The sequence below is a fragment of the Streptomyces sp. NPDC039424 genome (assembly GCF_055639495.1).
In genome coordinates this window covers 102,391-116,146 of sequence record NZ_JBVKAI010000005.1, presented here as the reverse complement: position 1 = coordinate 116,146, position 13,756 = coordinate 102,391, and the positions used below count along the sequence as shown (strand labels likewise).

Genomic DNA, 13,756 nt, shown 5'->3' with positions numbered 1-13,756 from the left:
TAGGACGAGGCGCCCGCTCGTCCACCTCCAGGAGGTGGAGACAGCCCCACCCCTACAACCTGAGGCGGACTCGTCTTCGGGACCTGGGGCCGATCCGCGGGAACAGGCCTCGCTCATAGCGTGGATCCATGACCACATCCGTCTGCACCAGCGCGTCGGCCGTCGCTGCACCAGCGAGGCAGACCCGGCCGTACCCGTCGTTCTCGTCGTACGTCAGGGCCCGCCAGCCGGTGCTGCTGCGTACCGCCCGGTCGCTGACCGCGAACCCGAGCGACGCCGAGGACCTGCTGCAGACCGCGCTCACCAAGACGTACGTGGCGTGGGAGCGGATCGAGGACCACCGGGCGGTGGACGGTTACGTCCGCCGGGCGCTGGTGAACACGCGGACGTCGCAGTGGCGCAAGCGCAAGGTCGACGAGTTCGTGTGCGACGAGCTGCCCGAGCCGGAGCCGGTGCCCGGCGGGGACGACCCGGCCGAGCGGCAGGCGCTGCACGACGCGATGTGGCGGGCGATCGGCAGGCTGCCCGCCCGGCAGCGGGCGATGGTGGTCCTCAGGTACTACGAGGACCTGAGCGAGGCTCAGACGGCCGAGGTGCTCGGAGTGTCCGTCGGCACGGTGAAGTCGGCGGTGTCGCGGGCACTGGGCAAGCTGCGGGAGGACCCGGAGCTCGATCTGGTGCGCTAGGCCGTGTCCCAGCAGCGGGAAGTTTCCCTGCCCCTAGTGACATACCGAGCGGTATGTGCGCAGAATCAGCGCACCCCCTACTACCGCGTAGGCAATGTCGCCCCCGGGAGGATGCCGTGCTGAGCACGATGCAGGACGTACCGCTGCTGATCTCGAGGATCCTGACCCACGGGTCGACGATCCACGGCACCTCGCAGGTGACCACCTGGACGGGGGAGGGCGAGCCGCACCGCCGCAGCTTCGCCGAGATCGGTGCCCGCGCCGCCCAGCTGGCGCACGCCCTGCGCGAGGACCTCGGGGTGCGGGACGACGACCGGGTCGCGACCCTCATGTGGAACAACTCCGAGCATACCGAGGCATACTTCGCGATCCCCTCCATGGGTGCGGTGCTGCACACGCTCAACCTGCGCCTGCCCGGCGAGCAGCTGGCCTGGATCGTGAACCACGCCGCCGACCGGGTGGTGATCGCCAACGGCTCCCTGCTACCGCTGCTCGCCCCGCTGCTGCCGCACCTCAAGACCGTCGAGCACATCGTGGTCGCGGGGCCGGGCGACCGGTCCCTGCTGGCGGACGCCGGTGTCCCCGTGCACGAGTACGAGGAGCTGATCGCCGGGAAGCCGAGCACGTACGACTGGCCGGAGCTCGACGAACGCCAGGCCGCCGCCATGTGCTACACGTCCGGTACCACCGGCGACCCCAAGGGCGTGGTGTACAGCCACCGTTCGATCTACCTGCACTCCATGCAGGTGAACATGACCGAGTCGATGGGCCTGACCGACCAGGACACCTCGCTGGTCGTGGTCCCCCAGTTCCACGTCAACGCCTGGGGCCTGCCGCACGCCACCTTCATGACCGGCGTCAACCTGCTGATGCCGGACCGCTTCCTGCAGCCCGCGCCGCTCGCCGAGATGATCGAGCGCGAGCGGCCGACCCACGCCGCCGCCGTCCCCACCATCTGGCAGGGCCTGCTCGGCGAACTGACCGCCCGCCCCCGGGACGTCGGCTCCCTCACCCAGGTCACCATCGGCGGCTCGGCCTGTCCGCCCTCCCTGATGGAGGCCTTCGACAAGCTCGGCATGCGGGTCTGCCACGCCTGGGGCATGACGGAGACCTCGCCCCTGGGCACGGTGGCCCGCCCGCCGGCCCACGCGGTCGGCACCGAGGAGGAGCTCGCCTACCGGCTCACCCAGGGCCGTTTCCCGGCCGGTGTCGAGGCCCGCCTCTCCGGTCCCGGCGGCGAGCGCCTCCCCTGGGACGGTGAGTCCGCGGGCGAGCTGGAGGTCCGCGGCTCGTGGATCGCCGGCGCCTACTACAACGGCCCCGACGCCGAACCCCTGCGCCCCGCCGACAAGTTCAGCGAGGACGGCTGGCTGAAGACGGGCGACGTGGGCACCATCTCCCCCGACGGCTTCCTCACCCTCACCGACCGCGCCAAGGACGTCATCAAGTCCGGCGGCGAGTGGATCTCCTCCGTCGAGCTGGAGAACGCCCTGATGTCCCACCCGGACGTCGCCGAGGCCGCCGTGGTCGCCGTCCCCGACGACAAGTGGGGCGAGCGCCCGCTGGCCACCGTCGTCCTCAAGGAGGGCGCCTCCGCCGACTTCGAGACCCTGCGCGGCTTCCTCGCCGAGGAGGCCCACATCGCCAAGTGGCAGCTCCCGGAGCGCTGGACGGTCATCGAGTCGGTGCCGAAGACGAGTGTGGGCAAGTTCGACAAGAAGGTGCTCCGCAGGCAGTACGCGGCGGGCGAGCTGGACGTCACCCAGCTCTGACCGAAGGCGCCGGCGCGGCCACTGGCACAGTCACCGGCGCGGTCGACGGAAAGCGGCACAGGCAGCCGCCGGGCAGGGCCACATGGGGTGCCCCGCCCGGCGGCCCGGCCGTCACCGCCGTACCGCCGTGGTGGTCCATCCCAGCAGCAGCCACAGCCCCGCCACCGCGCTCACCCCGTCCCAGCCCCAGTGGTCGAAGGCGAGGCCCGCCAGGGTCGAGGCGAGGGCGCCGCCCGCGAAACCGGCCACCACGTAGGCGGTGTTGGCGGTCGCCGGGGCGGAGGTGGTCGTCAGGGCGAGGGTCTGGTTGGCGACATGGGAGGCGACCAGGGCGGCGTGGACGGCGACCGCGGCCACGAACAGGGCGGCTAGGACGTGCCCCCCGAGCCAGAACAGCGGCACGGACGCGGCGGCGAGCAGATAGGCGGACCGCACCACCTTCGCGGCGCCGAAGCGGTCGACCAGCCCGCCCGCGAGCGGGGCCACCGCGCTGGCCGTGAGGCCGAACAGGCCGAACAGACCGGCGGTCGCGGTGGACAGGCCGTACGACGGGCCGGTCAGCAGCAGGGCGAGCGAGGTCCACAGCGCGCTCCAGGCGCCGAACATCCCGGCCTGCCGCACGCTCGCCCGCCACAGCTCGGGCGAGCGGCGGACCAGGCCGGGCAGGGCGGTCAGCCCGGCGAACAGCGGACCGGTGCGGCGGCGGTGCTCCCCGGGCAGGGCGAGGGCGGTGGCGAGGCCCAGCAGAAGGGTCAGCGCGCCCGCGCCGGCGAACACCCACCGCCAGCCGAAGGCCTGACCGGCCAGAGCGCCGAGGACCCGGGCCGCGACGATGCCTGTGAACAGGCCCGCGATGACGGCCGCGACATGGCGGGCGCGGTGGTGCGCGGGAGCGCGTTCGGCGACCAGGGGGACCAGCAGCTGCGGGACGACGGTCGCCGCGGACGCCATGAAGACGGCGGCGGCGAGGGCGGCGGTCCCGGACGCGGCGGCGGCGAGCGTCAGCGCGGCCGTCGTGGCCACCGACAGGAGGGCCACCAGCGGGCGCCGGTTGACGCGGTCGCCGAGCGGGGCGAAGAAGAGCAGCCCGGCCGCGTAGCCGAACTGGGCGACCGAGGCGATCCAGGCCACCGCCGACGGCGTCGACCCGAAGTCGCGGGCGATGAGGGGGAGCAGCGGTGCGGCGAGGTAGATGTTGGCGGCCGTGACGGCGGTGCAGACGGCGATGAGGACGAGGAGGAGCCGCCCGGAGGCGGTCCGTTCGCGGGCGGGGGCCGGGACCTCGCGCGTCCCGCGTGTCTCGTCGGTGATGGTCGCTGATCGCATGAGCGGAGGCACTCCTTGGAGTCGACCCGTGGAGACCGACTCTTACAACTAACTGGTTGGTTGGAAGCCTCAACAGCGTGCCCCGCCCCCGCATTCCCTGTCAACCAAACGGTTGGTTACCTGCCGCTACCCTGTGGGCATGGCAGTCAGAGACCCCGAGGCCACCAAGGCCCGGATCTTCCAGGCGGCGGTCGCCGAGTTCGCCCGGTACGGCATCGCGGGCGCCCGCATCGACCGCATCGCGAGCGAGGCCAAGGCCAACAAGCAGCTGATCTACGCCTACTTCGGCAACAAGGCGGAGCTGTTCACGCAGGTCCTCGGCATCTGCATGGTCGACCTCGCCGCCGCCGTCCCCGTCGACCCGGACGACGTCGAGGGCTGGATCGACCGCCTGCTCGACTACCACGCCGCCCATCCCGAGCTGCTGCGCCTGCTGTTCTGGGAGGGCATCGAGTACGGCACCGCCGAGCTGCCCGACGAGACCGCCCGCCAGGACCACTACGCCCGCAAGGTCGCCGCCCTCGCGGACGGCCAGGCCAGGGGCGTCATCACGGACGCCATCCCGGCCGGCGACCTGCTGGTCCTGCTGACCGCGCTGGCCAACTGGTTCGCGGTCGTACCGCAGATGAGCCGCATCCTCGCGGGCGGCGAGGACACCGACCGCGAGCGCCTGCGGGCCTCCATCAAGGAGGCGGCCCGCAGGCTGGTGGCCCGCTAGTCACAGGTACCGGGCGGCACGCGGACGCAGTGACTAGTTGGTGCCGATCCGGGCCAGCAGGTCCACGATCCGGGTCTGCACCTCGGCGCTGGTGGACCGCTCCGCCAGGAACAGCACCGTCTCGCCCGAGGCCAGCCGGGGCAGTTCGTCCTGGTCGACGGCGGCCGTGTAGACGACGAGCGGGGTGCGGGTGAGCTGTCCGTTCGCCCGCAGCCAGTCCACGATCCCGGCCCGGCGCCGGTGCACCTGCATCAGGTCCATCACCACCAGGTTCGGCCTGAGCTGCCCGGCCAGCGTCACCGCGTCCGCGTCACTCGCGGCCCGCGCCACCTGCATCCCGCGCCGCTCCAGCGTCGCCGTCAGCGCCAGCGCGATCTCCGCGTGCTCCTCGACCAGCAGCACCCGCGGCGGGTGCTGCTCGCTGTCGCGCGGGGCCAGCGCCTTCAGCAGGACGGCGGGATCGGCACCGTACGCCGCCTCGCGCGTCGCCTGCCCGAGCCCGGCCGTGACCAGCACCGGGACCTCGGCCGCGACCGCCGCCTGCCGCAGCGACTGGAGCGCGGTACGGGTGATCGGCCCGGTCAGCGGGTCCACGAACAGCGCGGCGGGGAAGGCCGCGATCTGCGCGTCGACCTCCTCGCGCGAGTGCACGATCACCGGCCGGTAGCCGCGGTCGCTGAGCGCCTGCTGGGTCGTCACGTCCGGCGCGGGCCACACCAGCAGCCGACGCGGGTTGTCCAGCGGCTCCGGCGGCAGCTCGTCGTCCATCCGCTGCGGGAGCGGCGGGTCCGCGACCTCGATCGCGCCGCCCGGACCGTCCAGCGGCTCGGGCCCCTCGGCGGCGTTCACGTCCGGGGCGCCTATGGCGTATGACCGTCCGGCCCCCTCGGTGGCTGGGGCGAGCCGCGACTGCCCGGCCAGCGACGGCTGCGCGACCGGCTGCACCGGCGCCTGTTCGGCGGCGGTCGGATGCGGGCGGGCCCCCTGCTCCGGACGCTGCTCCGGGCGCGCGGCCGGGTCGGGCGGCGTGCCCAGCTTGCGGCGCCGTCCGGAACCGCCCGGCTGGTTCGGGGGCGGCGTGGCCGTCGGCTGCTGTACCTGCGCGGCCTGCCTGCTGAACGGCACGCCCTGCCCCAGCGTCCGCACGCTGAAGGCCTGCCCCTGCGTCGAGTTCGGGTCGACCGGCACCCCACCCGCCTCGGCGGGCAACGGCTGGGCGGCCCGGGGCCGCGCGGCGGCGTGCTCCGGCGGGAGGGGGGTGGCGGGGGCCGGGGTCGCGGTGCCGTTCGGGGGTACGGCCACGCCCGCGCCGGAGGTGTCGTCGGCACCGGGCCAGGGCTGCGCGGCGGGGGTCCCCGCAGCGGGGGTGGGCGTCTCCGCGGGCAGCGGCTGGGCGGCGGCGGGCTGCCCGGCGTTCTGCGCCGGGACCGACGCGGCGGCGGGCCCGGCCTGCTGCGGCTGCGGCGGGACCGGCTGGGCCACCGGTGCCTGGGCGGCCTCCGGTGTCTGACCGGGCGTGACCTGCGGCGGGACCGTCTGGGCCAGGGCCGCCGGAACCGCGACCGGCTGACCGGGGGCGACCTGGACCGAGCTCCCCGGCGCGGGTGCGGCGACACCGGGCTGGGCCTGCTGACCGGGCACGGCCTGGGCCGGAACCTGCGCGGCCGTCCCGACCGCCTCCGCCGCCTGCCGCGGCTGCGGGGCCACGGCGCGCCGGCGGCGGCCCGTCGGCGCGCTGGTGGGGTGCGGCTGGGGCGGGGTGTGGTCCTCGGCCGGGTCGTGCGCGACGGCGTCGTGCCGACCGTCATCGACCGGCGCGGCGGCCGGAACGGGAGCCGTGGCGGGAGCCTGGGCAGCCACGCCGGGCGCCCGCATCTGCCCCGGCACCTGCACCTGATCCGCGACCTGCGCCTGGCCCGGGGCGGGGGCCTGCGCCTGGCCCGGAACCGGCATCTCTTCCGGCACCGGCCTCTGTCCCGGCACCGGCGTCTGTCCCGGCCCCTGTGCCTGCCCCACGGCCTGCGCCTGCCCCGGAACCGGCGCCAACCCCTGGCCCTCCGGCCCACCGGCCGGGCGGTCCGCCTCGGCGGGCGGCAGGGCGAAGACCGTACGGGCACCCGCCTCCTGCGCGGCGGCACGCTCCGCCGCGGCGGCCAGGGCACGCCGGCGGCGCCCGGTCGGCTGCGCGGCCTCGACCGCCGGGACGGACCCGGGGGCGGGCTGGGCACCGGCCGCGGGCAGGGCGGGCGGCAGGGCCTGCCGCTCCCCGTCGTCGAGCCGGGCGCGCCGTCCGCCGGACACGGGCACGCCCTGCGGCGGAACCGTCCCACCGAGGCCCGTGTTCGAGGCGGCGGCCCCCGCGGCATGCTCGGCCGCCGTCACGACGGCTCCCTCGGCCACGCCCTGGTCGCCACCACCGGCACCGGCGTCCTCGGCGGGCCGCCCACGGCGCCGCCCGGTGCCGCCGGAGCCCTCCGGGCCCTCGGTCACCGCCTGCGACTGCTCCTGCGCCGCCTCCTCGACCGCACGCCTGCGGCGCCGCCCGGTCGGCACGGAGGCCTCGGCCTCACCGCCCCCGGACTCGCCCGGTACGTCGCTCCCCAGGAAGGCGTCCGTGGAGCCCCGCCGGGCCCGCCGCCGGCCGCCCCCGGAGGTGTGCTCCGCGGCGGCCTCCTCGTCGGCGGCCGAAGAGCCCACCAGGGCCACCTCGGCACCCGGACCCGGAGGCTGAGCCGGAACGGCCCCGGCCCCGCCGCCGATCGGCACCTCCAGCACGTACGCGCTGCCGCTCATGCCCGGCACCTCGTGCGTCTGCAGCACACCACCGTGCGCCCGCACGATCCCGCGGACGATCGGCTCGTGCACCGGGTCGCCCCCGGCGTACGGCCCGCGCACCTCGATCCGTACGACCTCACCGCGCTGCGCGGCGGCCACGACGACGGTGTTGTCCATGTAACCGCCCGTCGAGACAGGCGTGTTGCCGGTCGCGTCGACGCCGGCGACGTCCGCGACGAGATGCGCGAGCGCGGTCGCGAGCCGCTGCGGGTCGACCTCGGCCTCGATCGGCGGCGCGTGCACGGCGAACTGCACCCGCCCCGGCCCGATCAGCTCGACGGCCCCGTCGACGCCGGCGGCGACGACCGAGTCGAGCATCACCTTCGTACGGGTCACGTCCTCCATGCCCGTGTCGAGCCGCTGGTAGCCGAGGACGTTGTCGATGAGCTGGGTGATGCGGGAGTAACCCGCCGACAGATGGTGGAGCACCTGGTTGGCCTCGGGCCACAGCTGCCCGGCGTCGTCCGCGGCGAGCGCGGCCAGTTCGCGGCGCAGCTCGTCCAGCGGCCCGCGCAGCGAGCGCCCGAGCAGGGTGAGCAGCTGCTCGTGCCGCCCGGCCAGGGCCTCGTAGCGGTCCTTCTCCCGCTCGGCGAGCGCGGCGTACCGGTCCTCGCCGGCCGCCAGCTCCTCCGCGTGCCGCTCGCTCAGCTCCTCGAGCTCGGTCACATGCTCCTGGCGCAGCGCGGTCAGGTCGGAGGCGTGCTCCTCGGAGAGCCGCTCCACCTCGTCCGCGTGCGTCTTCTCCAGGGCCGCCTTCTCCTCGGCGAGCGCGTCGTACGGACGCCGGTCGGCGAAGGTCATCACGGCGCCGACCAGCTGGTCGCCGTCGCGTACGGGCGCGGTGGTGAGGTCGACCGAGACCTTGTCCCCGCTCTTGGACCACAGCACCTGCCCGCGTACCCGGTGCTTGCGACCGGAGCGCAGGGTGTCGGCGAGCGGCGACTCGTCGTACGGGAAGGGCGAGCCGTCGGCGCGGGAGTGCACCACGAGGGTGTGCAGCTCCTTGCCGCCGAGCTCGCTCGCCCGGTAGCCCAGGATCTGGGCGGCGGCGGGGTTGACGAGCACGATCCGCCCGTCGGTGTCCGTCCCTACTACGCCCTCGGACGCGGCCCGCAGGATCATCTCGGTCTGCCGCTGCGAGCGGGCCAGCTCCGCCTCGGTGTCGACGGTGCCGGACAGATCGCGCACGACGAGCATCAGCAGTTCGTCGCCGGTGTATCCGTAACCGTCGTAGGCCTGCTGCCCGTTCTCCAGATTCGCGCTGGTGACCTCGACCGGGAACTCGTTCCCGTCCGTGCGCCGCGCGATCATCCGCGTCGGCTTGGTCCGCCCGCGCGGGTCCATGTGGTCGGGCCGCCGCATGGAGCCCGGAATGAGCCTGGAGTCGAACTCCGGCAGCAGATCCAGCAGCCCGCGCCCCACCAGCGCGGTCCCCGGGGCCTCGAAGGCCTCGAGCGCGATGGTGTTGGCGTTGACGACGGTCCCATTGGCGTTGACCAGCACCAACGCGTCGGGCAGCGCGTCCAGTATGGCTGCGAGGCGAGCAGCGCCTCGGGATGGCCTGCTGCTCACGAGACGCTTCCTCCCTGTTACCGCACCTTGCCGACCGCTCGGGCCATATTGCCAACCGGCCCGCGACGTGTCACGCGAGGGAGTCTAAGGGCAGCGGTTGCGCTCGCGACGCCGGATGAGAGGGAGGTCGCACGAGGAAGTGACGGGGAACATGTGACCGCCCGCTCCGACTCCGCTCCGCCTCGCGTCTGCCTCGCGCTTTCGTGAACGAGTCCGTGCGCGAGCCGTTGGCGAGACTTTCGCAGGACCTTTACGGGACCGGGGATTCCGCCATGAAACGCCTGTGGTCGGGGCGCCGCTAAGCGTTCCGGGGCCGCGCCCGCAGGTCGGGCAGCAACGGCACGAGCCGGTCCCACCGCTCGATCTCGCACCCGTTGCTCCGGTCGTACGCCGCGTCCACCGGCCGCCCGGCCCAGGTCCCCGTCACACGGGCGGTGGCCGGACCGCCGTACATCATCGTGCACACGCCGCGCGGCGCGACCGGCGCGAAGGTGTCCCGCCCCCACACCGTGTTGCGGTCCAGCACCCGGCAGGCACCGCCCACGTCCGGGTGGCTGCCGGCGCCCGGATGACAGGACAGCTCGTACGTCCCGTCCCCGCCGCGGCCCGCGTGGCGGACGGTGACGGTGAGGTGGTCGCTCAGCCCGCCGGCCCGGTCCTCGGCGCGTACGGGCGGGGGCGCGGCGGGGTGGGCGGGCCCGGCGGCGGCGGAGACGGCCGAGAGGGAGGCGACAGCGGCGGTGACGGCGGCGGCGACGCCCGCCGCACCCGCCCGCGAGATGACGATCGACATGCCCTACCAACGCCCCGCCCGCCAGGATGTTGCGCCCCCGGCCCGGACGGGCACTAAGGGCTTTGCCCTGCGGCCCGACTGCCTAGTACCGTAGAGGTCGATTGGTGACACCGCGCTCGACTGTGTCATCATCTGCACGCACCACTCACGCGCTCGCGAGAGAGGTTGTGCTGGAGGCGTCGCCTAGTCCGGTCTATGGCGCCGCACTGCTAATGCGGTTTGGGCCTTAAAGCCCATCGAGGGTTCAAATCCCTCCGCCTCCGCCCCTGATCACCGAAGCCCCGGTCCTCACAGACCGGGGCTTCGGTGTTTTCGCAGGTCACAAGGGGTGCGGGGAACGGATTTCACATGACGGCGGCAGTCATGTAATGTTCTTCCTGTCGCCGCGAGCGGGCCGGAAGGGCCGGGAGCGGGAGACAAGAAAACAAAAGAACAAGCACTCGTAGCTTAACGGATAGAGCATCTGACTACGGATCAGAAGGTTGCAGGTTCGAATCCTGCCGAGTGCACACAGGACAGAGGCCCCGGAGAGATCCGGGGCTTCTGTCGTTTTGGTCGAGTCGTCGGTGTCAGAGGGAACGGGAGGCGCTGCCGTCCGGCATGCGGATGCTGGTGAGCAGCTGCTGATGCTGTTTCTCCATGGACTTCCTGTCCTTCTTGTAGTCGATGGTCACCATCTGGATGATGTGGTCACCGTCGTCGATCATGCGGCAGGAACCGACGGTGCCGTCGCGCGCGGAGAGGCGCGCGTCGAAGGTGGTGCGGCCGTTCACCGTGGACTGGTGGCCGTCGCTCATGGCGAGCTTGCTGTTCGCGCTCGGGGTGACTTCGTTCCAGCCGACCACGAAGCTCTGCAGGGAGTCCTTGAGGAGCCCCGCGGGATGGGCGGAAGCGGGAACGTCGACGACCGCGAGGCCGGTGACCCCGGATTCGCTCTTCACGAAGTAGGTGCGGGCTTCGACACCGCGCTCGTTGATCTTCTGGACCTCTGGCTTGCCGGGAAGTTTGACCTTGATGCCGCTCGGTGCGTCGGTGGTCTCCACCCACCGCGCGGAGGGGGCGGCGGGGGCAGCCGGGGCGGCGTTCGCGCTCCCGGAGGCGAGCGTGGTTCCGGCGATCGCGGCGGCCGAGGCGGCGAGTACCAGGTGCTGGAATCGGAAATGGCGGATCATGGCAGTTCACATCCTGTGGAAGTGGGGGTCGTGGAGTACTTGCTTGCTTCCATTACGCCTGGTCACAGGCCTGCTGTCGTGTCCCTGGATCGCGTGACAGGGGAACTCGGGGCTTGACCGACGGCGATGCACCGTGCTCAGGATGCGGGCCGGCCGACAGGGGGATTCATGGGGAGCGGGAAGAGCAGATCCGGGCGAGGGGCGGCGGGTGCCGTGCTCGCGGTGGGGGTCCTGGTGGGATGCGGGAGCGGGACGGACGGGGGAGGAGACAGGGAGACGTCGCGCCCGCCCGCCGCGGCATCCGCGCCCGCCGCCTCCCGGGCGCCCGCCCGCCTCTCCCCCGCCGCGCTGCAGAGCCGCTGGTGGACCTGGGCCGCCTCGGAGCCCGACGCGACGAACCCCGTCGCCGACGAGGACGGCAGTGACTGCGCGCGCAACCAGCCGGCGGACGTCTGGTTCCTCGCGGGCACCTTCGGGACGACGGGGAGCAGGCGGACGTGCTCCGTACCGGCCGGTGTCCCGCTGGCCTTTCCGCTGGTCAACCTGTTCGGCACCCGGCAGGACTGCGCGGACTTCGTCGGCGCGGCCGGGGGTTCGGCGGTGCTGGACGGCAAGAAGGTCGCGGCGGACACCCGCCGGGGGGACGCGATCACGGTCACCGCGGCGGAGGGCAACCCCGTGACCGGGTCGGGCGGGACCTTCCCGGCCACCGGATGCGGACTGTGGGTCCAGGTGGCGGCGCCGAAGCCCGGCCGGCACACACTGGCGATCCGGGGGCGGTCGGGGGACTTCGCGGTCGGCGTGGACTACGTCCTCACCGTGCGCGCCTCCTGAGCGCCGCTCCCGGCCTCGCTTCCCGGGCTCAGCACTCGCCGTCGCCCGGCTCCCCCTTGTTCAGCTTTTCGAGGTACTCGTGGGCGAGTGCCGTCGCGCGCGTGAACCAGTCGGTGACGACAGCGAGTTCGTCGGACGAGTAGTCGGCGAACAGGGCGTTGAGCCGGGCGTAGTGGCCCGCGTAGACGGCAGTGACGCGCTCGACGGCCTCCGGCCGGGCGGCCACCCGGACACGGCGGCGGTCCGCGGGGTCGGGCCGGCGCGTGACGTAACCGGCGCGCTCCAGGCGATTGAGGATCCCGGTGACCGCGCCGGTGGTGACATGGGCCCGGGCCGCCAGGTCGCCGGCCGTGAGGAGGTCGTCGCCGGCCTCCAGGACGAAGCCGAAACAGGTCAGGTCGGTGACGTTCAGGCCCAGCCGCCGGGCCAGTTCCTGCTGGCCGATCAGGTGGGCCGCGATGAGGTGGTCCATCGCGGACAGCGCCTGGGCCGGGGTGGCGGGCGGGCGCGGCGTGCCGTGCATCCTTCGATTTCCCTTAGCTCGTAAGAGGTTTAGGTGCTAAATTTCTTATGCGGTGAGGGGTCTCCAGTGTCCCCCATGGGCGGGGCGATGTCCGCTGCCCACGCATGGCCCCGGGGAGAGGGAGATGGGTACGTGAGCGCACATCTGTACGACGAGGGTCACACGATCGCCGGCTGGACCGGCTTCGGCATCGCCACCGTCGGAAGCGGTCTGGTGGGGCTGGGGGTGTGCACGGGCTCGGTCGCGGCCGTGGGCGGCGGGCTCGCGGTCGTCGCCGTCAGCGCCCTCGTCACCTGGGCCCTCCACCTCTCCGGCTGGGGCAAGCCGCCCGGGGTACGGCCCCGGGAGCAGTGGGGGATGCGGGTGCGGGATCCGGGGGCACGGGAGGGGCACGCCGGGTGCGTGGGCTGCCGGCTGGCGGGGCGGGGGGTCGCCGGAGCGGGGCGGGAGGCCGAGGCGGCGGGCGGCAGGTTGGCGGAAACGGCACCTCTGTCGCCTTTCGAGTGAACGTGCGGCATCCGAAGGGGAGTTGGCCGCAGGGCTCCGGGCTCCCGGCTTCCGATATGAGGTTGTCAGTGGTGCCTCCTACTCTCGTGAGTGATGGCACAGACGTGGAAGTGCTCGGGGCTGCGGTGGTCGGCGGACGGTCCCGTGCTGGTGTGGGGCGGCGGCCGGAGCAGCGCGCTGCCGTGGGGGAAGCGGGTGGCCTTCGGCGTCGCTGAAGGGGGAGTGCGGGGATGTGTGGGAGCGCGGGGGCATCCCTGTCCGGTGCGGGCGGTGGTGCCGGGGCGGAGTACGGGCGCGCGGTGCGAGGAGTGCGCCCGGCTGGACCGCGCGCACTCCGTGGCCGCGGACACGATCGCGGACGATCCTCGGCCCTACCACGTATATCTGGCGTGGTTCGGGCCCGGCATGGTCAAGGTCGGGATCACCGCCGTGGAGCGCGGGCCGGCGCGGCTGCTGGAGCAGGGGGCCGTCTGTTTCAGCTGGCTGGGTGCCGGTCCGCTGATGGCGGCGCGCCGCACCGAGGAGTTGCTGCGCGCCGCGCTCGGGGTGCCGGACCGGATCCCGTACGCCGAGAAACGGGCGGTGCGCTCCGCGCTGCCCGCGTCGGTTCAGCAGCGGACGGCCGAGATCGAGACGCTGCACGCCAGGGCCGTGGCGCTGGCCGGCTGGCCCGAGTCGCTCACCCGTGCGCCGTACCAACCGGTCGACCATGTCAGCGCGTTCGGGCTGGAGGGGCTTCCGCCCGCCCTCGGGGCGGTGGCCGAGCTCGTCGCGGGCGGGTCGCTCGGCGGTGAGCTGGTGGCGGCGGCCGGACCCGATCTGCATCTGGCGACCGGACGCGGAGTCGTCGTCCTCGACACCCGGTTGATGGCGGGCTGGGAGCTGGTTCCCGCCGGGAGTGCGGACGGACTCGCCCTGCCGGTACGGGAGTTCAAGGAGAAGAGGGGGACGCAGGAGGGTCTGTTCTGAAGGTCAAGACTTGGATCCCTTACGGATCCCTTTGGGCAAGGTCCGTGGA

At 73.5% G+C, this 13,756-nt stretch carries 11 protein-coding genes and 2 tRNA genes; 8 read left to right on the top strand and 5 right to left on the bottom strand.

Going from position 1 to position 13,756, the window contains the following annotated elements; translation table 11 throughout:
- Window positions 1-128 precede the first annotated feature (128 nt).
- Window positions 129-686: a SigE family RNA polymerase sigma factor gene (locus tag ACZ7L0_RS14830; RefSeq protein WP_471242839.1), complete on the top strand. Its 558-nt coding sequence runs from the start codon at window positions 129-131 to the stop codon at window positions 684-686.
- A gap of 116 nt (window positions 687-802) precedes the next feature.
- Window positions 803-2,458 carry a long-chain fatty acid--CoA ligase gene (locus ACZ7L0_RS14825; protein ID WP_471242838.1) on the top strand — a complete coding sequence of 552 codons (1,656 nt, stop codon included), beginning with the start codon at window positions 803-805 and terminating at the stop codon, window positions 2,456-2,458.
- 111 nt (window positions 2,459-2,569) lie between these two features.
- Here the strand turns inward: ACZ7L0_RS14825 and ACZ7L0_RS14820 are convergent, their stop codons facing one another.
- Entirely contained in the window at window positions 2,570-3,784 is a 1,215-nt protein-coding gene (locus ACZ7L0_RS14820) for an MFS transporter (protein ID WP_471242837.1), read from the bottom strand.
- A gap of 139 nt (window positions 3,785-3,923) precedes the next feature.
- Here ACZ7L0_RS14820 and ACZ7L0_RS14815 point away from each other — a divergent pair, with 139 nt between their 5' ends.
- The gene (locus ACZ7L0_RS14815) at window positions 3,924-4,502 is read left to right on the top strand and encodes a TetR/AcrR family transcriptional regulator (RefSeq protein ID WP_471242836.1); all 579 of its coding nucleotides are present in this window, start codon (window positions 3,924-3,926) and stop codon (window positions 4,500-4,502) included.
- A gap of 33 nt (window positions 4,503-4,535) precedes the next feature.
- Here the strand turns inward: ACZ7L0_RS14815 and ACZ7L0_RS14810 are convergent, their stop codons facing one another.
- Complete coding sequence (locus ACZ7L0_RS14810) at window positions 4,536-8,909, bottom strand: response regulator (RefSeq protein ID WP_471242835.1); 4,374 nt, start codon at window positions 8,907-8,909, stop codon at window positions 4,536-4,538.
- Window positions 8,910-9,207: 298 nt separating this feature from the next.
- Entirely contained in the window at window positions 9,208-9,702 is a 495-nt protein-coding gene (locus tag ACZ7L0_RS14805) for an SSI family serine proteinase inhibitor (RefSeq protein WP_471242834.1), read from the bottom strand.
- A gap of 172 nt (window positions 9,703-9,874) precedes the next feature.
- On the opposite strand from ACZ7L0_RS14805, the gene ACZ7L0_RS14800 reads away from it, so the two are divergent.
- Window positions 9,875-9,965 (top strand) — tRNA-Ser (locus ACZ7L0_RS14800).
- A 173-nt stretch (window positions 9,966-10,138) separates the two neighbouring features.
- Window positions 10,139-10,211, top strand: a tRNA-Arg gene (locus ACZ7L0_RS14795).
- Window positions 10,212-10,271: 60 nt separating this feature from the next.
- Here ACZ7L0_RS14795 and ACZ7L0_RS14790 read toward each other — a convergent pair.
- The gene (locus ACZ7L0_RS14790; RefSeq protein WP_471242833.1) at window positions 10,272-10,874 is read right to left on the bottom strand and encodes a hypothetical protein; all 603 of its coding nucleotides are present in this window, start codon (window positions 10,872-10,874) and stop codon (window positions 10,272-10,274) included.
- A 168-nt stretch (window positions 10,875-11,042) separates the two neighbouring features.
- Between ACZ7L0_RS14790 and ACZ7L0_RS14785 the strand changes: the two genes are divergently transcribed.
- A complete protein-coding gene (locus ACZ7L0_RS14785; protein ID WP_471242832.1) occupies window positions 11,043-11,708 on the top strand; it encodes a signal protein in 666 nt (221 codons plus the stop codon).
- A 28-nt stretch (window positions 11,709-11,736) separates the two neighbouring features.
- Here the strand turns inward: ACZ7L0_RS14785 and ACZ7L0_RS14780 are convergent, their stop codons facing one another.
- Window positions 11,737-12,231 (bottom strand): MarR family winged helix-turn-helix transcriptional regulator, encoded by a 495-nt coding sequence (locus ACZ7L0_RS14780; RefSeq protein WP_471242831.1) that lies wholly within the window; start codon window positions 12,229-12,231, stop codon window positions 11,737-11,739.
- A 132-nt stretch (window positions 12,232-12,363) separates the two neighbouring features.
- Here ACZ7L0_RS14780 and ACZ7L0_RS14775 point away from each other — a divergent pair, with 132 nt between their 5' ends.
- Window positions 12,364-12,738: an HGxxPAAW family protein gene (locus ACZ7L0_RS14775; RefSeq protein WP_471242830.1), complete on the top strand. Its 375-nt coding sequence runs from the start codon at window positions 12,364-12,366 to the stop codon at window positions 12,736-12,738.
- 93 nt (window positions 12,739-12,831) lie between these two features.
- Window positions 12,832-13,707, top strand: a complete 876-nt coding sequence (locus ACZ7L0_RS14770) for a DUF2797 domain-containing protein (protein WP_471242829.1) — start codon at window positions 12,832-12,834, stop codon at window positions 13,705-13,707.
- The last annotated feature ends 49 nt before the right edge of the window (window positions 13,708-13,756 follow it).